Here is a 24,243-nt window from a genome sequence, read left to right as displayed (position 1 = left end):
TCCCCCTTTTAAAGGGGGATTTTATATTTCCTCAGCGCTTTACCAATTCATCAGCGTTTTCTTCGCTGGCTTCATGTTTTTTGCGAAAAGCCTTAAGGAAATTCGCGTTTACCACGCCTCTGTTTGAGTATAGTTTTTCACAAAACTCCAGCATGGCGCTGGACGCTTTAGATTCTGTTAACATCATCATGTGATTGCTGGAATCGACATCCACCAAATGGAATTGAGGGATTTGCCGCTCCCATTCCTCCCAGTAGGCAGTATCATCCAACGGTATTTTTTCATTTGAAATGGTAAAGTAAATGTCCAAGTCGCCAAGGAAAGACTTGCTTTTATTGCGGAAATAATAACATTTTACCGCTTCAGGATCCACAAGCGGCTGGACAGTGTACGCCTCAAATTCATAAGCATGCTGAGCTTTGACCATTTGGTTAAGCTGAGTCCGTATTCTCGTCTCCGGTTTGTTTAATCCCCGCTTTCTTGCTAAACCAATCAGTTCAGTTAAAAATTCCTCTTCCTCTCTGTCAACATCTACCTCTTCACGGCTGATGAGAACGTCTGTAAGCTTTTCCGGCTGAACAATAGATGCCAGCATCGTATTTATCGTTTGAAGCATTGATGTTTTTACAGAAGGCTCATTTTGTTCACGTCCAGGACTGTAAGGGGAATCAATCATGACCATGCTTTTTACAGCAAGCCCCTGGCTTTGCAGCTGGCGTGTTACTTCATATGCGAGCAGTCCGCCTAAGGAATATCCGCCTACATCATAAGGGCCTTCCGGCTGTACGGATCGCATAATGTCTATATAATAGGAAGCCATTTGTTCAATCCCGTGTAAAGGAGCATGATTTGTCATAAAGCCCTTGGCTTGAATGCCGTAAAAAGGACGCTGGCTTTTCTTCGCAAATGGCGTATAGATTTCTACACCGCCTACTCCTCCATGAAACCAAAATACAGGGCGCCCCCGCTTGCCATCGTTTAACGGTATTAATTCCGGAAATGACCGGCTGACAGTCTGGACTGACTGGTCTTGGACTGTATTTTCCCGTTTCATTGCTATCAAGTCCACCATATTCTGCACAGTTTGACACGTTTGCAGCTCTGCCAGGCTGATTGACAGGCCAGCTTCTGCTTGCCATTGCTGCAATAACTGTATACAAACGATAGAATCAAACCCGTAATCTTGTAATGCCTTTTGAGGATTTAATTCTTCAGGTGTCATGCCCAATACATCAGATATCATTTGAATATCGTTTCTTTTGTGAGGGGGAATCTCATCATTTGAAAAAGCAGGTGCTATTTCTGGTGACAGAAAGCCATTCCAGCAATTTCTTTTTTCAAACGGATAGGCGGGCAAGGATATTCTCCGCGCACCTTTTCCTTGATGAAGCTGCTCCCATGGAATTTGCACTCCTTTTGCCCAGCAAAACGCGATCTTTTCAAGATGGTTTTCAGACAATAGTGTCTGCATCACGATATCGCCCAATGTTCCCTCAAGTAAGGCACCGATATCTGACATGCCTTCTTCTGAATTTCCGATAAAGCAAGGTACAGTGCTTTTCGGCTTTTCTGCTTTTTCCGCAGCTGTTAAGTACTCTTCCAATCCGAGTACGAGTTCATCCTTACTGCGGATAACCAGGGCCATCCGGTCACTCATCTCTTCTCGTCCGACTTGAAGTGTGTAAGCGTAATTTTGTAAAGACAGTGCTTTTTGCTGTTTTACATAGTCAAGCATCTGTTGAACAACGGCTCTTAGTCTGTCTCGGTTTTTTGCAGAAAGCACCACAATGTGCGGCTCATCTGTATGTTCAATTGCTGGTTCTGTATGAGAAGGAACATATTCTTCTAAGATGATGTGCGCGTTTATTCCTCCAAAACCATAGCTATTAATGCTTGCTCTGCGTGGTATCGTTCTGCCTGCATCATCCTGTATTTCTTCCCACTGCTGGTTTCCGTCAATCATCCGGAAACGCGTTTCCTTTATTGACACCTGATCATTCAATGAACCAAAACCGGGAATACCAGGTATTGTTTTATGCTGCATCGCCATGCTGACTTTCATAAGAGCAGCCATGCCTGAGACCAGTTCTCCATGCCCGATGCTCGGCTTTAAGCTGCTGATGTAACAAGGCATTTCTCCTTGCAGTTGGTGTGAATGCTCCGATTCGAGCTGTCTGTATCCCGATTTCAACGCTTCCACTTCTATAGCATCAGCCACTGGCGATGCGATCCCGTGCGCTTCTATATAAGTCACCGTTTTCGGATCTACTTGCGACCCTTGGTAAGCCTTCTTCATCGCATCCTTCATTCCAACCGGATTAGGCGCGTGCAGTGACATTCCCCTGCCGCCATGCGATACACCTGTCCCTTTAATGACAGAATAAATATGATCAGAGTCTTCAATGGCTTTTTGTAAAGGTTTAATGATGAGAACCCCTGCACCTTCACTTCGAACAAATCCATTCGCCTCTGCTTGAAAGGACTTGGCTTTCCCTTCCGCACTCAAATATCCCATTGAATCAAAGCCGCTAAAACCCTTTGGTGAGAGCAGGAGATTCACAGCGCCAACAATGGCTTGCTCACATTCGCCGTTTCGAATGGATTGAATCGCTCTGTGCAAAGCGACAAGAGCTGAGGAACAGGCAGCCTCATAATATTCACTTGGCCCTTTTACATTCAGTGCATAGGAAATACGGTTTGGCATTAAGGAAGGAATCACAGCCGCATCGGTATTGCCGGCTGCGACAAAAACTCCTGTCGGGCAGCTGGATAAGGCTTGGCCTGTTATACCGGCGTCTTCCATCGCCTTCCACGCATGTGTCAAAAGCAGAAACTCCTGGGGATCCATTGTCGCTGCTTCTTTCGGTGAAATGCCGAAAAACAGCGGGTCAAACTCACCTATGCCTTCTATAAATCCGCCCCATTGAAGGCTTGACTGCTTCCCATCAGTATTTTCGGTATATTTTCGCCAATCCCAGCGTTCTTCCGGCACTTCAGAAATACAATTCCTCCCGTGAATCAGGTTATCCCAAAATTCCGTTACATTGTTTGCTCTTGGAAACTGCCCCGACATGCCGATAATGGCTATGCCGTCTGCCGTTTCTTTTGTTTCATCCGTCTTTCTTTCATAGGTTTGCATTTGCTTTATTTTATTTTCTTTTATATTCTGGGATTTCTGCTGTTGCTTGGTTCCTCCAAGCAATTGAACAAAGGATTTTTCATATTTTTCGGCAAAAAAATCGGCCAGTTCTTGAAGAGTCGGATATTCAAAAAACAATGTAGGATTTAGCTCAATCTTTGTCTCTGATTCCAGCTCTCTTGTCAACGCAATCAATTGGGAAGAATCGATCCCTAAATCCATGATATGAACTTTTGCAAGAGACAGTTTTGATGGAGTGGCCGTCTTATCAGCCAGTTTATCTGTGATATAGCTTTGAATACGGTCTCTTATATCGTGTATTTGAATTTCCTGATTTTCCTCTTTGCTTCCTCGATCTGTTAAGCTGAATTGCTTTAAAGAGTAACCTGAATAGCGCAGCACCGTCTCTGACGCTTCATTCATCACGTCTATGTCAAACAGCAGCATTTCACCGGTATTCTTAACGAAAGTAATCATAAGCCAGCAATCTTCACTAATTTTATTTTTTGTGAATTGAATATCGTTGATTCCAAATGGCAAGAAATGCCCCTCTATGTCTAATTGTTCTATGAAACTGAGAATTGCCAGGTAAGCACTGTTTGTAATCAATGGGCTGACAGTGTAATGATGCGCATTTGCCATTCCGTTTTGAGACAAACGCACTTTTGCAAGGATTGAATTATTGCCTCTGTACAGATGAGTGATGGTTTTATACAAGTCTCCCCACTCAGCGCCGCCGTCGACGGTTTGATACATTTGGTCAATATGATCCAGCTCTGTTAACGAACGTTTTACGCTTTCAATGTTGACTTTTTTTGTTTCAAAATGGTCTTTTTGGCATTGCCCGATTGCGGCAGGCTTCCACGTCTCAGATTCCCGCTCACGATACATGATTTGCAAATCGATTGCATGATCTTTCTGAAGAGGATCAGCTTTTATTTCAATTGTTTGCCCTTGGTTTATGACAACAGGATTTAGATAACTTAATTTACTGATACGGCCGCTGATTTCTTCAGGGAACATTTCAAAAAACGCGTCAATCGCAAGACTTGCATAGGTTGCACCGACGAGCACCCGTTCTTTGTTGAACACATGGCCTTGAACGTAAGGCTCATCGTATGCGAATGAATCTTGTATCAGCGGATGATTAGCCGTTTGTTCATCATGCCTTTTCCCTTCTTCATGAGGCAGGGCACCAAATTGAAAGACTGTTTGATGGTCAAATGCATAGTGAGGCAGATTGATCCAGCCAGTTTCATTCCCTTGATGTATATGGTCAAAATGAATCGAAGCCCCCGCAGCCCATTGCTGTGCTGTTAAGCTTGTTTCTTCATGGGCAGAAATCGCATCTGATTGTAAATCAAAGGATGTATAGATACCATCCTGGAGTGAGCTTTCTTTTGTTTTTTGGAAAATCTCTAGTTTCTCAATCAATTCCTGCGTCGACGATACCGAAAATGCAGCCCGATGTTCTAAGTCATGATTAATCCTGTGCAGTGAGCGTACAACTGCTCCAATAGAAGAAGATGGTTTTTTTTCTAAAAACACTCGCAGTTTTTCAAGATAGCTGAGCAGGCTCCATTTCGTTTTCGCAGAAAAAACGGCCAGATAGTCCTGCTGGTGAGGCACTGGATGTTGCTGCTCAGATGCAGCGCCAATAAATTCTTCTATAATGAGATTCGCATAGGCCCCTCCCGCTCCGAAAGAATTAATCATGCTTCTTCTGGGCAGATGCTTTCCTGTATCGGGATCTTTTAACCGCTGCCACGGCTCTGTTCGTTTTTGCAGATAAAATGCTGTGTTTTCCAGGTTAATATTTGGATTGACAGGGGTGGCATTAATCGTCGGCACAAGCGTCCCATTTTTCATCTGCAACAGAACTTTGGTGAGCTGAGAAATGCCGGAAGCCGCCTCCAAATGTCCAAGATTCGATTTTACAGAGCCTATCGCACAAAACTGTTTCTTATTTGTATACTGATGAAATGCATTAGATAGTGCGATTACTTCAATCGGGTCGCCTAACGCTGAACCATTTGCCGCAGATTCTATATAGCCGATTGTTTCCGGATCAATGCCGGATTGCTGAATGGACTTGGAGATTAATGCAGCTTGCTGCTTCGGGTCTGGCGCTGTATACATCTGCCTTCCTCCGCTATGATTGGCAAAGCTGCTTTTGATGACGGCATAAATATGGTCGTGATCTTCTATCGCCTTAGAGAGCGGTTTTAGCAGGACGGCTCCGACACCTTCACCCGGAATAAGCCCGCTTCCTGTGCCAAAGCTCTTGCTTTGATTTCCGTTCCCTAAAAGATTTGCGCGCTCCAGCGCATCATATTTTGAGAGATCCAATGTTAAATTGACACCGCCGGCTATTGCCATCGAACAGTTTTTCAGTTTCAAACTCTCACATGCAAGATGGATTGCGTTTAATGAACTGGAGCATGCGGAGCTGACAGCCAGACTTGGTCCTGTCAGGTTAAAAAAATGAGAAACGCGATTTGCAATATGCCAGTCTCCGCCATTAGAGCTCAGCACCGCTTGTTCTAATGAAGGGATATTCCAAAAATACTGATTATACATGTTTCCAACAAAGACACCTACTCCCGTTCCGTTGTCCTGCAGTTCATTTAATCGGATTTGGGAATAGCCTCCGTCCTCAAATGTTTCCCAGACGGTTTCTAAAAATAAACGAAGTTCCGGTGTCATTTCCATTACTTGATTCTGATCCGCTTCAAAAAGATGATGATCAAACGCATGTACGTCTTTTAAAAATCCGCCGTAGCGCTTCTTATCTGACGATTGTAATGATTCTTTCGACAAAGTGTTTACTAAAGATGTCCGCCATCTTGATTGCGGAGCCTCTGTAATACAATTATCCCCTGCTATTAAATGCTCCCAGAGCTCTTCTACGTTTTCAGACATCGGATAACGTCCGCTTATGCCGATAATAGCAATATCTTCTGTGCCGTAATGATTCGGTGTGGTTCTATGAGAAGGGATTGCCTTTACGTTTTTCGCTGTTTCGGTTTCTGATTTTGGATTCGCTTTTGCTTGCTGAGTTTTAATTACCTGCTGGTCTCCGCTAAAACGGCGCGTTTGATATGTAAACGGCTGTTCAGATTTTATTGGCTTCGCTTGAATAGAAGTTTCTTTATTTGCGGGCTGTGATTTTTCTTTCAGCAGTGATGTCCGCAGCTTCCCTTCATGCTCCTTTATCAGAAAATCGACGAGTTCTTTCGTATTGCTGTGTTCAAATAAAATTGTTTTCGGAAGCTCCCCCGTCAGTTTTTCTAACTCACGAATAAAATTCACCTGCAAAATAGAATCGATTCCATACTTCTCAAACGTTGTTTCTGCATGTATACGCTCCGGTGATAGTTTTATCGATTTTGCTAACGTATGTTTCACAAATTGTGTCGTTTGTTCAAGAAGAGAATCCTCATCACTATCCTTCGTTTGAGAATGATGTTCGTCTAGATGGTAATCTATAATTTCTTCTGCTGGTTTTGCTGTTCGCGTTTTTTGACGGACGATTCCGTCACTTTCCGCTGCAATGATCTGCTGGCCGAGTTGATGTGATTGTTCAGCCATAAAGGAAACATAACGAAAGCCCTCACTCTCAAGCACCATTTTCCATGAATCTGGATATAAACCAGGGCAGCCCGGGATACGCAGATCAGGATCTTCATACAGCCACCAGCCCTCTAACAAGCCAAAGGTCAGGTGTGAATATATATTATGGTCATTAATCTCATTCAGAAGGAGCAGACCGTTTTTCTTCAAAACCGCTTTGGCATTTCTCAATGTCTGCCGGATATTTTTCGTCGCATGAAGCACATTTGCTGCGACAACTACATCGTATCCGCCCGCTTCTATATGTTGTTCAGCCGCCGGCTCTTCCACATTAAATACCTTATACGTCAAATAAGGGTTGTCCGGACCGTACGTTTTTTCCGCATGCAGTAAAAACGCTTTGGAGAGATCTGTATAGCAATATTCTTTTATATGTGACTGATAGGCTTTCATTTTTTGAAAAACCGCAGCGCTTGTACCGCCTGTTCCCGCTCCGATTTCTAGTATACGAATCCTTGCTTCAGGCTCTTGCTTTAGACGCTCCTGCATAAAGGCAGCCAAGGTGTCTGCCAGCACATCGTTAAAATAGTCTGCGACTTGATTGTTTTTATAGATTCCTTCCACTAACTCCATAGATGAGTTCGGAAAAAGGATATCGGTGGCAGATGCCTTGCCGGTCAGAATATCCGGCAAGGCTTTAAGTGCAGTCTCTACTAACACCACCATGGCTTTCATGTTACTGTCTTGAAGCAAGTCTGCTTTTTTTTCATCCCATTCGTTCCACAATTCATTTATGTCCTCTGTTGAGCGGGTTACGGCGTATCCATTTGCCGTTTGTTGAAGAAAACCATGCCGCTCCAAAATCGATAGGCTCTCCTCAAACCATCTGCCATAGAAATTCTGCAGCACCGGCTGGGGCTTATTTTCCTTGAAAAATCCTATGGACTGCAATTGTGCTAACAGCATCTTACAGAGAATGTCTTCTGTGTTTCGCATTGGCGCTTCCCCTCCTATAACAGTTGTTGTATCTTTGTGCTGTCTCCCGGGTGATAGCTTCGCAGTTTCTCAATGGCGGAGCTGTGAGTTTCCGGATACACCTCAATTGTTTCGTCATTCTGTCCTGAGTCATTGTCCGTTCCGCAGTCTGCCATCTTCATCATCACAAGCTGTTTCAGCGGCCCCCCGAGCAGCAGTTCCAACGCTTCCATCGCTTCAGGGGCTTCAATAGAGCCTATGCCCGCCTGCGCCATTCTTCGCTGATAATCAGGTGAGGAAACAACACCAATGCTGCCCCAATAACTCCAATTGATCACAGCTACTGTACAAGGCCATACTTGTGAAAGCCGATAAGCAAAAGCATCCTTAAAGCTGCAGCCGGCAGCATAATTGCTCTGTCCTGAAGCTCTTGCAAATGATTGTACGGAAGAGAAAAACAAAGCAAAGTCCAACGGCTCTTTCTGGAAGACTTGAGCCATTTGCACACTTACATCCACTTTTGCAGAAAGAACATTTCTGAAACGTTCCTCATTCATATTCATCAGGCTTTGGTCTTGCAAAACGATGGCAGAATGAATGATTCCGTTGATTTCCCGATGTATTTGTTTGATGGCTGCATAAGCGCGTTCCAAGTCCTCTCGGTTTGCGGCATCAGCTTCGATGTAAAACGGAGCCGGCCCAAAACGCGCAAGTCTGTCCAGCTTGCTTTGAATGGATGTATCTTTTGTTCTTCTGCCAATCCAAACGACGTGCGCTTGGTATGTTCGAATCACATATTCGCTCCAAGCTTCTCCAATTCCGCCCGCACCGCCTATGACAACATAAACGCCTCCGTGCTTATACTTGGTATGCACAGGCTGATTGCTGTGTACAGGAATCAGACGCTGTTTGTGCCAGGTTTTGTTCCGATACGCCCAAGTATTTCCCTCTTGGTCGAATGGCAAGGAAAAGATTTCATCCACCGGCCAATCTTCATTTCGATCTACATCGATCAGTTTTGTCTGCCAATTTGTATATTCTTTTGCCATCGAGCCGATCAGACCGTGAAGACCGGCATCAATTGGATTGACAATGTCATGCTGATCAACACATTGCGTATTCGCTGTCACGACCGTCCAGCTTATCGTCTTCTCTCCATAGCCTAAAGAAAGCATCGCCTTAATGAGCCTGAACAGTTGAATTACGCTTTGGTTTTGGGCTTCAATCATGTCATCACCGATTTCGCACTCCGCAACATGGGAAGGAGAAATCCACACAATATGGTCAAATGCCCCTAATGCATCAAGCTGGTTTGCCAACTGATGAATCGAATCATGCGGCTTGATGTGCAGCTCTTTGGCAAGCGGGAACTGTCTTTGTACAGCGTTTCTGCTGTTTTCATCCCCACCTAGAATGACAACACGCTCATCAGCAGACGGAATGATCCTGCTATTCTCCGTTTGCACTTGATCCCATACCGGCGCCATTAGAAGCGCTCCATTAAGAGACGCCTTGCTGTCAGAGCGTTTTATTTTTTCCGGGCGTTGTATGTCTTCTTCTATCACTCTTGAGGAGATGCCCTTGATTCTTACACATACCTGGCCTTGTTCATCACATAGATCAATATCCAGCCGTTGTATTCTGTCCTCGTTTGGACGCGAGGTGACAGAGACCCACATGTTTTCTGTACATGGGCTATATACTTCAAGCTCCTGCAGTGCAAAAGGCAATGAAAGCTGTTCGTCTCCGGAATTCAGCTTTAACCCGATCGACGCTTGTAAAGCAGAATCCGTCATACTCGGATGAAGAATAAATTCGTTCAGCGTTTGAGATACACCAGACGGCAGCGAAAGCTCCGCCAACGCTTGATTGCGGCCAATGTAAAGCTGCTGTATTCCTTGAAAACCAAGCCCGTATTCTATGCCGATCGCTTTAAATAACTCATAGCACTGTTCATTTGAAAGTGTGCTTTGACTGCATTGTGATTGCAGCGCGCTGATATTATGAGAAGGAATGTTTCCTGCCTCTCTTATCTCAACACTGCCCTGACTGTGTACCTTCCGTGTGTTCTCACCGTCTTCTGTAAAGATTTCAAAAGCAATTTCACCATCTTGCTGAGGATCAAGACTGATATGCACTTGGACAGGCTGACCGTCCGCCACAATCGGCTGTACCCAAACAACATTTTTTATATGAATGACAGATTGATGATCTTTGAGCCCTCGCACTGCCTGCGAAATGGCTGCATGTACCATCTCAAGATACGCGACCCCCGGCATGACCGGCTTTCCCTTCACCTTGTGGTCGTTGAAAAAGAACTCAGCGCCTGTAAAGATTGAGCTGAAACGCTGCTCTGTCAAATCAGAAGTGTTGGTTTGTACTAATGGGTGCAAAACTGCTGTATCAACAGTTTTTGTCGGTGCCTTTTGTGTGATTGCCTCCTCTTTCATATCCGTTATCCAGTAGCGCTCTTTTGCAAATGGATAGGTCGGCAAGCTGATGCGGTTAGGCTGTTTCCCGTTATACATTTTATTCCAATCTATTTTTAATCCTGCTACCCATAATTCAACCAGTTTTGTATAAACTTCGGGTTCCCAGTCATTTTTGAGTGTTTTCTGAATGTCTTCGTCTGACCTGAGTGTCTGTAATATCCCTTTATTCGCCCTGCCTCTATACATGTTGGTCGCATTGGTTTGTCCTTCTATAAAGAGGTACAGTTTCTCCAGCAAATCTTGAACCGAGACAGCGATAATCCCTAATCTCTCCTCCATTGCATCGCGCCCCTCTTGGAGTGTATAAGCAATATCAGTGAGATCACGATCTGAGATTGAATGTTTGCTGATAAAATCCGCCAATTGCTGTGCTTGGTCCTTCAGGCGATCTTCTTCCTTTGCCGACAAGACAAAGATGCCCGGGTTCTGTGATGTCACTGCTGGCGCTTGTTCAGAAGGAGCAGTTTCTTTTGGAATATATTCCTCAATGACCACATGGGCATTGACACCGCCTATGCCAAATGAACTGACTCCGGCTCGGCGAGGCATTTCCCGTCCGTTTTCATCCCGCAGCGATTTCCATTCCCTGGATTCCTGCACGATATAAAATGGGCTGTCTTCCAATCTGATATATGGATTGATCGTCTCACTGTGCAGACTTTTTACCAGCGTTTTGTGTTTTAGCTGCAACAGGATTTTGATGACACCGGCTACACCGGCTGCGAGCGATAAATGGCCGATGTTTGTCTTCGCTGAACCCAGTCCGCAATGGCTGGCATGAACAGAAGGATCTCCCGTTTTCTCGTACAGTTCTTTAAATGCAGCCTTCAGCCCGTTAATTTCTACCGGATCGCCAAGTTCCGTTCCGGTTCCATGCGCTTCAATATACGTCACAGTTCTCGGATCGATTCCCGCCTTCAAATAAGCGGTTTTTACGACTTCTGCCTGAGCCTTCGGATTAGGCGTCGTCAGAGAATTCGCGCGGCCTCCGTGATTTACCGCACTTCCTTTGATCACACCGTAAATATGATCGCCGTCGCGTTCCGCCGCCTTTAGTTTTTTCAGGAAGAGGATGCCTGCACCTTCACTGACCGCAAATCCATCGGCTTTATCAGAGAACGTTTTGCATTTTCCTTCTTTGCTCAGAGCCCCTGCTTTATCGTAGGCAATGTGGCCTTGCGGTGTGACAACCGTGTTGACGCCTCCCGCGATCGCCATTTCACAGTTTCCAGCTTCAATTGCACAAACTGCATGATGAATGGCGACCAGTGAGCTTGAACATGCCGTGTCAATCGGTTCGCTCGGTCCATGAACGTTAAGAAAATAACTGACTCTATTCGGTCCGGCAGAAGGACTCATATTAGCAGCCGCTGAGCCTTCGATATCTACATTTGAGAGAAGAGAGCTGTATCCCGTGTTCCCAGTACCGATGAATAAGCCCGTTTTGGTTCCTGATAGGCTTTGGGCTGAATGTCCAGCTTCTTCTATCGCTTTCCAAGCATAGGTCATTAATAGACGCTGCTGAGGCTCCATCTGCTCAGCCTCCAGCGGAGAAATGCCGAAGAACAACGGATCAAAGTCGGCTACTCCATCAATAAAACCGCCCCATTTGACGTTCGTTTTATTTGCTTCTTTTAGCGGGTCTCCGTAGTACTCACGCCAATCCCAGCGGTCTTTTGGAACCTCTGTTATACAATCTGTTCCTTCTTTCAAATTCATCCAGTACTCCTCAACATCCTTTGCTTTTGGGAAAACTCCGCTCATCCCTACAATGGCAATGGGTTCGGGCTCAGGCGCATGCTCGGCTGTCTTCTTCACTGGCAGCTCCTTCGGTTTGCCAAAACGGTTTTCGGTTGAAAACCTGATGTCTTTCGTGGCTTTTTCCGCAGGCTGTACAGGCAGATCCTCCTTGACAGGCACTGCAAATTGCGCCGAGAATGTATTTTGATATTCTGCTGATAAATACACGGCAAATGCAGAAACAGTTGCATGCTCAAAGAAAATTGTAGGGGTCAGATCCAGCTTGTATTGTTCATTTAATATATTAGCGAATTCAGTCAAAGTGATTGAATCAAATCCATATTGATTAAACTCCATATGCGGATCAATCTCTTCAGTTTTGATTTTGAGCAATTGAGAGATTGCTTGCTTTAAAATGTCTTGTATTTGGTCCAATAAGCTGTCTTGATCCATTCTTGCTATCTGGGTCACAGGCTCTTGCGCTGGTTTATTCGGAACATCTTCAGAAGGCGGCTTTTGAGACAGCTTTTCTCTCATCATGTCTTTGATACCTTCCATGACAATGACATTATCTTTACCAAAAGCCAATCCTTTATAAAGTGCCTGAATGCCGGTTTCAGTTCGCATAGCCGTAACGCCCGTATTTTTCATTGTCATTTTTTCAGTTTCTTTATTTACACGCATGCCGCCCTCTTTCCACAGCGGCCAATTGATCGACAATGTTTGGCCGTGTCTGTACATGGCGGTCACAAGCGCATTACGATAAGCGGCATAGCTGTCCATAAATGCATTAGCCATCGCATAATCCGCCTGTCCCGCGCTGCCGGTGACACTAGATATGGAAGAGAAAAGGATAAAGAAATCTAACGCGAGATGCTCGGTTGCCTCATCCACATTTACGAGCCCTTTTACCTTAGGAGCGAGGACCTGCTTAAGTTCTTCATTTGTTTTATTCATGAGATAGTTGTCTTTAAGCAGTCCAGCACTGTGAATCACGCCATGCAAATCGCCATAATCAGCTGTGATCCTTGTGATTAACTCGGACGCAGCCTCCGTTTGAGTCACATCAACCCGTCTGTACTCTGTACGGGCACCTAAACGCTGCAGCTCGCTAAGCTGTGATTGCTGATCAGCGCTAAGCGCGGACCTGCCTGTAAGAATCAAAACAGGCTGTTTGACTTGGCTTGCAATTTCTTTCGCAAAAATAAATCCAAGTCCTCCTGCGCCGCCTGTGATGAGGTACACACCCTTATCCTTCCACGGCAATCTGATTTCACGGTCAGGCGTATGAATTTCATTTAATTCATTGATGTACCGTTTGCCTTTTTCATATTTAATGCGCTGATCTCCTGTGTTTCTTTTATTCTCTTGGACTATGTCTGCGATCCTATTCATAGTTTCGTTTGTATCGATTTCAATCGTCTGGCCGATCAGCTTTGTATTCTCCAGCCCGGCCGTTTTAAGGAGCGCCGAAAGTCCTGAGAAAGAGTAATGCTTTCTTTGCGCGGAGGTAAGCATTTGGATCAGAACATGGCCTTGCGGCTTGCTTTTGAGGATACTCTGTATCGTCTCAAGCGCTTGTTCGGCATAATCTTGGAATCGCTCTGCCAGACCCTCCCGGTAAGACTCCAATACTATACATTCCGCTCCTTTGAGCTTTGATTCAATGCTGTCTTTTGAGAGTCCGTTCATTTCACACAGCATGATAATATGCCGTTCATATTCTGGTTCCGGACCGTCTTTGTCGATCTCCCTAGACATCCATTTTTCCTCAAACATCAAAGTTTCCATCGTTTGGTCAGACTCTGCTGATCTAGGATCGCTTTCTGCCGCTCTGAAAGACAAACCTTTTAACCGTACGCAAACATTGCCGTTCTCATCTAAGATATCAATATCCCGCTTTTGCACCTTATCAGTCGATTTGCTGCCTTCACTGTATCTGGCGTATACCCACATGTTCGAGGAACATGTCCCGAAGACTTCAAGCTCTTGTACCGCAAAAGGCAGCGTCAGCCGGTTATCTCCTGCGCCTGTCAAAATGCTGGATGCCTGTAAAGCGGAGTCCATCAGACCCGGATGCATGCTGAATTGGCTAATTGTATCTAAAACAGAAGGATGCAATGACAATCTTGCCAATACAAAATGTTCAGCTGTATAAATCTTTTCTACACCGCGATAAGCTGGACCGTAGTCAAAACCAATCATTTTATAGGTGTCGTATACTTCGTTTACGGAGAAATGAGTTTGCTGACACTTATTTCGCAGGGATGCTAAATCAATGACCGGCGTATCCGCAGCAGGATGTAATTCAGCTCCGCCTTGACTGTATACAATTGGTTTGTCACCGGCTGTTTCCGGGTTGCCGTAGATTTCATACGTAATGTCACCATGCTCCTCCGGAAAAAGCCTGATGTGTACTTGCAGCGGCTGCTCCCCGACTACAATCGGCCGCACCCACACTGTGTTTTTGAGCGTAATGCGATACTGACCGTTTTGTACCTCTGCAGCCTGCTCAATGGCAGCTCGCGCCATTTCAAGATGGGCCACTCCCGGCAAGATCCGTTGGCCTTTGACAACATGATCTGCAAGGAAAAACTCTTCACCCGTATAGATTGAGCTAAACCGCTGTTCCGAGAGATTCGAAGTGTTTTGATGCATTAATGGATGTAACACAGATGCGCTGATGTGAGATGCTTTTTTGTCGGCTTTAACGCTTCCCCTTTTTGCGACATAATCAGAAATCCAGTAACGGTCTTTCGCAAACGGATATGTCGGCAAGCTGATGCGATGCGGCTCATTCTCGCCATATAGCTTCGCCCAGTCCACATCAAGCCCTTTCACCCATAATTCCAGCAGTTTTGCATACTTTCCGCGCTTCATCCATTTTTCAACCGCTTCTTGAATTTCTTCATCTTCCGTCAGCATTTGCAGCGTTCCTTTATCAATCCGCCCTCTATATACATCCTCCACATTATTTTTGCCGGCTGCATAGTCTTTTAGCTTGTCTTGCAAATCCTCAATTGACCCGGAAATGATCCCCAGCCGTTCTTCCATCGCGTCTCGCCCGGCTTGCAGCGTATAAGCAATATTTGCGAGATCTTCGTTTTTGTAAATATGCTGGTCTAACGCTTCAGCCAGCTGCTGTGCGTATTCTTTCAGTCTTGCTTCATTTTTAGCTGATAGGACGAAAATACCTGGATGTTCAGAAGTGATCGACGGTATGCTGCCAGCGTCCGCCTTCGGAATATATTCCTCGATGAGCACGTGGGCATTTACCCCGCCGATACCAAATGAACTGACGCCTGCACGGCGAGGCAGATCCTGCCCCTGCTCATTCTGTAGCGCTTTCCATTCTTCTGTTTCCCGAACGATATAAAATGGGCTGTTTTCAAGCTGAATATACGGATTGACAGTCTCGCAATGGAGACTTTTCACTAAGGTTTTGTGTTTAAGCTGCATTAAAATTTTAATAATTCCTGCTGCACCGGCTGCAAGCGATAAATGACCGATGTTTGTCTTCGCTGAACCGAGGCCGCAATAATGATTGGCAGAAGTGTCTCCTTCTTTTACACCCAGCCCTTTAAAAGCCGCTTTCAATCCGTTAATTTCAACCGGATCTCCAAGCTCCGTACCTGTTCCGTGCGCCTCAATGTACGTCACCGTTTTGGGATCGATTCCCGCCTTTTGGAATGCCGTTTGTATGACTTCCGCCTGGGCCTTCGGATTAGGCGTCGTTAAAGACGCCGCACGCCCCCCGTGGTTCACTGCGCTTCCTTTTATCACTCCATAAATATGGTCTCCCGCTTCCTCGGCCGCTTTTAACTTCTTCAGAAACAGTATGCCGGCTCCTTCCCCATGAGCAAAACCATCAGCTCGATTTGAGAACGTCTTGCATTTGCCTTCTTTGCTCAGGGCACCCGCTTTATCAAAGCTGATATACACCTCAGGCAGAATAATCGTATTAACGCCGCCGGCTAATGCCATGTCACAAGTGCCTTCCTCGATTGAGGAAATGGCGTGATGGATCGCTACCAATGAACTGGAGCACGCCGTATCAATAGGTTCACTCGGCCCATGCAGATTAAGGAAATAACTGACACGATTCGGACCGACTGACGGGCTCGTGTTAGCTGCCGCTGACCCTTCTATTGCCGAGTTCGCTTTAGAGAAAAGAGAACTGTATCCTGTATTACCCGTTCCGATGAAGACGCCTGTTTTTGTGCCTGACAGACTTTTTGCCGAATACCCTGCATCTTCAATCGCTTTCCATGCGTAAGTCAATAATAAGCGTTGCTGCGGCTCCATTTGTTCAGCCTCACGCGGGGAAATGCCAAAGAATAATGGGTCGAATTCCGCAATGCCGTCAATAAAACCTCCCCATCTTACATTCGTTTTATTGGCTTCCTTCGCAGGGTCCCCTTCATATTCGCGCCAATCCCAGCGGTCTTTCGGAATTTCCGTCATGCAGTCCTTGCCTTCTTTTAAGTTCTTCCAGTAGGCATCCACATCTTTTGCCATAGGAAAAATGCCGCTTATTCCGACGATTGCGATTGGCTCGGGCCCGGATTCACTCTGTATGGTTGCCGGATGCATAACCGGCTGCTTTCGGCGTCTTTTTGAGGTGCCATGTATGGTTTTATCCTGTTCAAATGCAGGCTGAGCCTGAACCTTAGACCTGGTGCGTACAGCAAATGTTTTCGCAAATACCGCTTGATATTCTTCTGACAAATGCTTGCCGAACTCATGGATCGTCGGATGGTCAAAAAAGACGGTTGGCGTCAGCGCCAGTTTATATGCCCGATTGATATGGTTGGTGAATTCAGTCATAGAAATGGAGTCAAACCCATACACCGTCATTTCGGCATGGTCATCAATCGTTTCAAATGGAACCTTTAATAGCTTGGCGACCTCCCGCTTTAACATCGCCTTTACTTTATCCAGCAAACTCCCTGTGTCAATGCTCTTTGCCGGTTCAGTCATGCTTTCTGTTTCCCTCTTTTCAATAGGTGCTGAGGCGGTTTTTGACAGCATGTTTTGTTTTATCTTCTGAACGTTTCCTTCCATCACCATGACCTGGCTTGCCTCACTATTGAACGCTTGATAAAAAGCCTGTATGCCTTGTTTTGCTTCCAGAGGAACAATTCCGGCCAGCTGCACAAGTCTTTTCTCCGTTTCACGATCGACCTTCATGCCGCCCTCTTTCCATAATGGCCAGTTTACAGAAAGCGTTTTGCCATGCCGCTGACCGTGTTCGGCTAGCGTACTGCGGTAACCGGCATACATATCCATAAATACATTGGCTGCCGCATAGTCAGCCTGACCAATGCTGCCTAAACTTCCCGAAAGAGATGAAAAGAGAATGAAAACATCCAATGCCAAATCCTTGCTGGCTTCATCCAGGTGAACGAGTCCTTTTACTTTAGGCGCCAGCACGTCATGCAAATCTTCTGCTGATTTCTTGGCCAAATAGCTATCTTTAATAATTCCCGCGCTATGAAGAATGCCATCAAGACGGCCATGTTCTTTCTGGATATTGTTCATTAACTGGTACACTGCGATTTTATCGGCAACATCCATTTGCTGATAGGTGATCTCGGCCCCTATGGCGCGAAGCTCTTCAATCTTCCCTCTTTTATTATCATTCAGAGGTGAACGGCCCGTCAGAACGACTGTCGCATTTTTCGTTTGTTCAGCAATTTCTTTTGCGAACATAAGGCCTAAGCCACCGGCACCGCCTGTGATGAGGTAAACGCCGCCGTCTTTCCACGGCATGCTGATGTTACGGCTTGCCGCTTTCATTTCACTCCAATCTGCAATAAATCGTGTGCCGTTTTGATATCTGATATGGGTGCCGCTGCTTATTTGATTTTCTTTCAGTTTGCGGGCGATGCTTTCCCCGCTTTCTTCACTGCTGATTTCAATCATTTGTCCGGTCAGCTTAGCCGTTTCTAATTCGGCCGTTTTCAGCAGCCCGGTCAATCCAGAAAACAATCGCTGCTCGCCTTCTGCGGAGGTCACGATCTGAATCAGAATATCTCCTTTCGGTTTCTCGCGAATCAGCGCTTGCACTTTTCTAAACACCTGTTCCGTATACGAATGAAAACGCCCATCCACTGAAGCAGGCCTTGCTTCCAGGATGAAGACATGGACATGCTCCATTTCTGCTTCGATCTTTTTTCTTATATCCTGATCACATTCACAGAGGAACACGAGATGCTCTGCATATTCTTTATCCGCTTTTCCGCCAGCCTTTTGTTCTTTCCAAACGGGCTGAAGCAATAAGGTTTCTGAATGTGATGATTCTGTTTGTATGTCATTCTCCATCACTCTCGTCGAAAATCCCTTCATCCGTATACAAACGCTGCCCTGCTCATCGCATAGATCAATATCAACTTTCTGTATCAGATCGCCCGGTTTATTTTTTGAATTGAATTGAACATAAACCCACATATCAGAAACGCATTCATGAAAGACTTCAAGCTCCTCTAAAGCAAATGGCAGCGCGGCTTTAAAGTCTTCACTGTCAGAAAGCTCCGCCCTGGTGACGTTTTGCAGATATTCAGCCGTCTGTAACGCCCCATCCAATAAACTTGGATGAAGAGCATAATCGGCTGCTGTATGAGAGACAGATCCCGGCAGCGATAATTTGGCGAGCAGCTGGCCGTCTCCTTTATAAACGGTCTCCACACTCTTGTATCCGGGACCGTAATCGGCTCCGATCATGCCTTCATAAAATAAGGAGGTGTCCATGAAGCCTTGATTACATTGATTCTTTATCGCCTCTAGATCCAATACCTCCGCATGTTTTGGCTGAAATAATTCCGCTATGCCCTGGTTATATACAATTGGGTCTGCGTCAGCGGATTCCGGTTCACCATACATCCGATAAAGAATATGTCCGCCGTCTTCATCATAGAGCCCGATGTTTACTGTAACCGGCTCATCTCCCGCTACAACCGGACGCATCCAAACCACATGTTTCAGGCGGATTCCGGATTCCTCATCATCAAAACCGCCAATTCCTTGTTCTATAGCGGCTCTTGCCATTTCAAGCGTGACAGCTGCAGGCAAAATCGCCATCCCTTTAATGATATGCTCAGCAATAAAATACTCCTGTCCTGTGAAGCTGGAGCTGAACCGCTGCTCCGATAAAACAGATGTATTCTGGTGCACCAAAGGATGCAAGCGTGGTTCAGCTGTTTTACGATTGCCCGTGCTGATGTCAGGCCAATACCGTTCTTCAGCAAAAGGATATGTCGGCAGACTCATGCGGCGCGGCTTCGCATTCGGGTAAAGATGGCGCCATTCAACCTGAAAACCTTTGGCCCATACTTCGGCAAGCTTTTTCAGTTTGCCTTTGGACATCCATGATGCAACCAGTTCTTCCGTTTCCTCATCTCCAAGTAAGAGATCAGCGGATTTCACTCGCGTTTTTTCTCCTTGAATACAGCCTTCTGTCAACGGTTGTCCATTCACAAAACGCTCCAGCTGCAGCTTCCATTCTTCCAAATCGCTCGCCATAAAAATAACTCTTGTGTCCATCGCCTCCCGGCCGATCTGGAAGGTGTATGCCAAATCCCTTAAAGAGTGTTTTGTCAGATCATTTTGACTGACAAATGTCAGCAGTTCCTTTACATATGCTTGCAGCCGCTCCCTGTTCTTTGCCGATACCGGAATGAGGTACGGAGGATTTCCTTCGTTATCCGCTCTTGTATCTTGGGCATTTTCATATTGTTCGAATATGGCATGAGCGTTCGTTCCGCCAAGCCCAAACGAGCTCAGCGCTGCCCGATGTACACCTTGATTTTTCTGTAATAATTTTCGTTCGCGGACAACATAAAATGGAGAGCTGTCAAAGTGAATATTAGGATTCGGCTCCTGGCAGTTGATAGTTGGCGCAAGTTCGTTATGAGATAAGCTCATGGCAACCTTAATGCAGCCGGCTAACCCTGCGGCAGTATCCAAATGTCCGATATTGGTCTTCACCGAACCGATTCCGCAAAATTGTGTTTTGTCCGTGTATTGCTTGTACACTTTGTTTAAGGCAGAAATTTCAATAGGGTCGCCTAATTTAGTCCCTGTACCGTGTGCTTCAATGTAGCTGATCGTTTCAGGATGGATATCTGTTTCGTCCAATACGCTCTGTATGACCTCTGTTTGGCCTTTTACGCTAGGTGCATAAAAGCCGGCCTTATCAGCTCCGTCATTATTGATTCCTATTCCGCGCATGATGGCGTAAATATAGTCTCCGTCTCTTACCGCATCCACAGCTTTTTTCAATAGGACGACAGCTACACCTTCTCCTCCAGCCATTCCGTCAGCCGCGGCGTCAAATGCCTTAACATGCCCGTCACTTGAAAAATTCAATCCGTTTTGATGCACATAGCCTATTCCTGACTGCGCGTGCAAGGTTGCGCCTCCAACAAGCGCGTATTCAGATTCACCAGCTGTTAGGCTTTTGTACGCTTGATACAAACCTACTAGTGAAGAAGAACAATTGGAATGAACAAAGTAGCTTGGCCCCTTTAATCCGAGCTTGTGCGAGATCATCGTCGGGATCGTTCCGCTTTGGGCTAATACCCATGAGACATAGCCATCCGGAGATTCATGTCCTTCTGTTCTCTCCTTCGGCAATAACGTTCTGTAGGAATTGTTGCTTGCAGACATATATACACTTGTTTCCGGAATCTCTTTTGCCACATAGCCCGCATCCTCAATTGCTTTCCATGAATGCAGCAATAAGAGACGAAGCTGAGGGTCCATAAACTCAGCATCTTTAGGAGAGATTTGAAAGAAACCTGGGTCAAACAAATCTTTTCCCTCAATCACAGATTGCACAGGAACGTAATCAGGATGTTGAATTAATTCTTCAGGCACTCCGTATTCTCGCAGTTCTTCTTTTGAAAAAAATTGAATACTTTCCTTGCCTTCTTTGATTTGATTCCAGAACTCATGATGATTTTTTGCACCCGGAAACTGGCAGGAGATTCCCACAATGGCAATACTGTCTTCAAAATACAACGGCAGCGCTTGCTGCTCCGTCTGTTCCGTTTGTTTCACCCTCTTCACATTCTGCTTGCTTTCATTTTGAGGTATGGCCGCCGCATCTGTGTTTTTCATTTCAATAATGTACTGGCTGATGGCCCTGATATTGGCGTACTCGAACAGCTCCGTTACACTGAATTCACAGTCAAATTCTTTTTGGATTCGTTCCGCCACGGTCACGGCAAGAAGTGAATCGCCTCCCACATCGAAAAATCCGTCCTCTGGCCCAAAACCGCTGACTTTCAGCATATCCTCCCAAATGAGCTGCACTTTTCCCTCTACTTCTGATAACTGTAAATGTTGTGTTTTTAAATGATTTAAAATGACCTTCCGATGTTCCAATTCCTTGCGGTTCACTTTCCCGCTTGGTGTTAATGGCAGTTCATCCAGGCGGATAAAGTGCGCAGGTATCATATATTCCGGCAGGCTGGATTTCAGGCAGCGTCGCAAATCGTTTGGATCGATAGGCGGATGTCCAATTTGCTCCGTATAATATGCAGCCAGCTTTTTATGTCCTTCCAGCTGCTTGACTACTACTGCCTGATCTAAAATGCCCGGATATTCACTCAGTTTCGTTTCTATTGCACCTAATTCAATTCGGAAACCTCGGATTTTAACCTGGCTGTCAATGCGGCCTAAATATTCAATATTCCCGTCAGGCAGCCATCTTGCTGAATCACCGGATTTATAAAGCTTGGTCCCAGCTTCAAACGGATTGTCAATAAATGTTTCCGCTGTCAGGCCAGGCTGGTTATAATAGCCCCTTGCCAATCCGTCGCCTGCGATACAAAGCTCACCAGGTTTTCCGATCGGAACAGGCTTTAAATGCTGGTCCACGATATAAATCTTCGTATTGGATACAGGCTTGCCGATTAGCGTATGATGACTGGCGATATCTCCTGTTCCGCATCCGAAATAAGTCGCGTAAATGGAGGCTTCTGTTGGTCCGTAAATATTTTCAACACGGCAGTTTTTAAAGATGGATACTGCCTTTTTCACCAATTCCTTAGGAAAGGCTTCTCCTGCAACCATCATGTATTTGATTGGTCCTTCTTCAGTAAATTTCCTGTTGTCTTTTGCCGTTTCTAAAAATACATGCAGCATGGCAGGGACAAAATTAACATGGGTCACATGATATTTTTCAATCACATCCATGCACAGCTGCGGTGATTTCTCTCCATCTGGCGGAAGAATAATAAGGCGGCCATTTCCGATAAACCAGCCGAATAATTCCGATATGGATACGTCGAAAACATAGTTCGTCTTTAATAAATAAGCGTCCTCAGCAGTGACAGGATACTGGGATTCAAGAAAATTCAGCGTATTCATAATGCTCTGATGCTCTACCATGACTCCTTTAGGCTGTCCCGTACTGCCCGAGGTGTAAATGATATATGCGAGATGATGGGGTTTGACTTCTCGTTTCAATTCACTTTTTTGTTGAGCAGTGTCCGTTTGACTGCAAGCCAAATCGATATTGATGACTTTTACATGGTCATCAGTTAATTTGTTTACTTTGTCATGAGCTTTAGATTGTGTAAGAACAATGGACGCTTCACTGTCTTTGAGCATGTACGCTAATCGTTCTTGAGGGAAGTTCGGATCTAGAGGCACATACGCTCCGCCGGCTTTCAGAATCCCTAAAATTCCGATCAGCATATCAAACGAACGCTCTGCACAAATCCCTACCGGGCGTTCCGGTCCAGCCCCCTGTGCTTGAAGATAAATGGCCAGCGATGTGCTTTTTTGATCTAATTCCTTATATGTAAGAGTCTCCTCTTCGAATACGACCGCTATCGCATCGGGTGTTTTTTTCGCTTTTTCCTCAAACATCTCATGTATGCACTTGTCTTTGGAGTCATTTGTCTTTGTCGCATTCCATTGCTCGAACAAGCTGATTTGTTCCTGATCTAGCTGTAAAGAGTATGTTTCAAGTGATAAAGACGGATCGTTAATGATGTTCTCAGTGAGTTTGATGTAGTTCTCCATCATTCTTTCAATGGAAGATAATTCATATATATCAGGGTTATACAGAAGATGAAGCACTGTTTCGTTTTCTTGTTCATACACTTCCAGCGCCAGCTCGAATTCCCCTTCTTGCCGAATGTCCTCGATATATTTGATGCCAAGAGCTTGATATTGCTCCAGCATTTTTTGTAAGCCTGCTGTCTGAAAGAAATTCTGGTAGAGAAAGGCTGTTTGAAAAATCGGAGAATCTGCTGCTGAGCGGTCTACATTCAGTTCTCTTACCAGTGCCGGAAACGGGTATGCCGAATGGTCAAGTCCGTCTGCCACTGTCAGCTGCAGGTCTCGAAGGAACTCTTGACATGTTTGGGTTCCTATCTCTTTACTCCGAACAGCCATCATATTAATAAAGTACCCGATGATCGATTCAAAACCGTCTTCAGGCCGCCCCATTGTCGGGACTCCGACAATGATGTCCTTTTGTTTTGTATAGTGATGCAGCAGCACTTTATAAATACAAAGATACACAACAGATTCGTTCACATCATGAGAACGGGCTAACGACTTTATTTGCTTGCTCAGGTTATGAGGGAGCAAGCTTTTGTAAGCTTGCCCCTTATATTTTTGTGCTGAAGGACGGGGACGGTCGGCCGGCAGCTCAAGAATAGGCAGCGTTCCGGACAGCTGCTCTTTCCAATAAGCAAGGTGCTCAGCCCCTTCTCTAGCGCCCAGCATACGATTTTCCCAGTCAACAAAGTCAGGATAATCGGCCGGTAAAGTCTGCAGCACCAGCTCTTCGCCTCGCAGCAATTGTTGATACGCCTCTAAAAGCGTCGATATAAATGTCAGCATTGACACACCGTCAAATATAATATGATGAACCGTGATAAGCACAATGCATGCCTCATTTGACTGATGAAACAGATATGTGCGCATTAACGGACCTGTTTCCAGATGAAAAGGTTCTTTAGCTTTTTCTTTTAGGCAGGGCAATACCTCAGCTGAATGCATAGCTGAGATATCCGCTTCCTCAAAATGAAGAGCCTGCGACGGCTGAACCGTTTGATATGGAATGCCATTTTCCTCTTGAATCACACTCGTTAAAACAGGATATTGTTTCTGTACAAACAGAAGGGCTTGCTTGAACGTCTCGACATGTAATTTTTTGCTGACGCGAAAGCATAAAGGAATATTATATGCGCCCATATCAGGAGACATTTTTTGAAGCATCCATAACCCTTTTTGACCTTCTGAAAGCGGGCTTTCCAACTGACGCTTCATGCTTTGAAGATGTTCTTCTACCTCAGTAATTGT

At 45.4% G+C, this 24,243-nt stretch carries 2 protein-coding genes; both read right to left on the bottom strand.

Annotated elements, in window-relative coordinates; translation table 11 throughout:
* Nucleotides 1-31: 31 nt before the first annotated feature.
* Entirely contained in the window at nt 32-7,708 is a 7,677-nt protein-coding gene (locus tag P3L57_RS09240) for a beta-ketoacyl synthase N-terminal-like domain-containing protein (protein ID WP_264798569.1), read from the bottom strand.
* A 14-nt stretch (nt 7,709-7,722) separates the two neighbouring features.
* On the bottom strand, nt 7,723-24,210 hold the full coding sequence (locus P3L57_RS09235) for a non-ribosomal peptide synthetase (RefSeq protein WP_277617522.1): 16,488 nt from the start codon (nt 24,208-24,210) through the stop codon (nt 7,723-7,725).
* Nucleotides 24,211-24,243 lie beyond the last annotated feature (33 nt).

Origin of the sequence: Bacillus sp. B28 (assembly GCF_029536185.1) — a bacterium.
Classification (GTDB): Bacteria; Bacillota; Bacilli; order Bacillales; family Bacillaceae; genus Bacillus; species Bacillus halotolerans.
The sequence above is the reverse complement of the archived record's forward strand: the minus strand, read 5'-3'. Positions and strand labels throughout refer to the sequence as shown.

What these genes read in the sequence shown, in the direction of transcription:
- P3L57_RS09235 (WP_277617522.1), bottom strand. Translation starts at nt 24,210, where the DNA reads ATGAAGCGTCAGTTGGAAAGCCCGCTTTCAGAAGGTCAAAAAGGGTTA.
- P3L57_RS09240 (WP_264798569.1), bottom strand. Translation starts at nt 7,708, where the DNA reads ATGCGAAACACAGAAGACATTCTCTGTAAGATGCTGTTAGCACAATTG.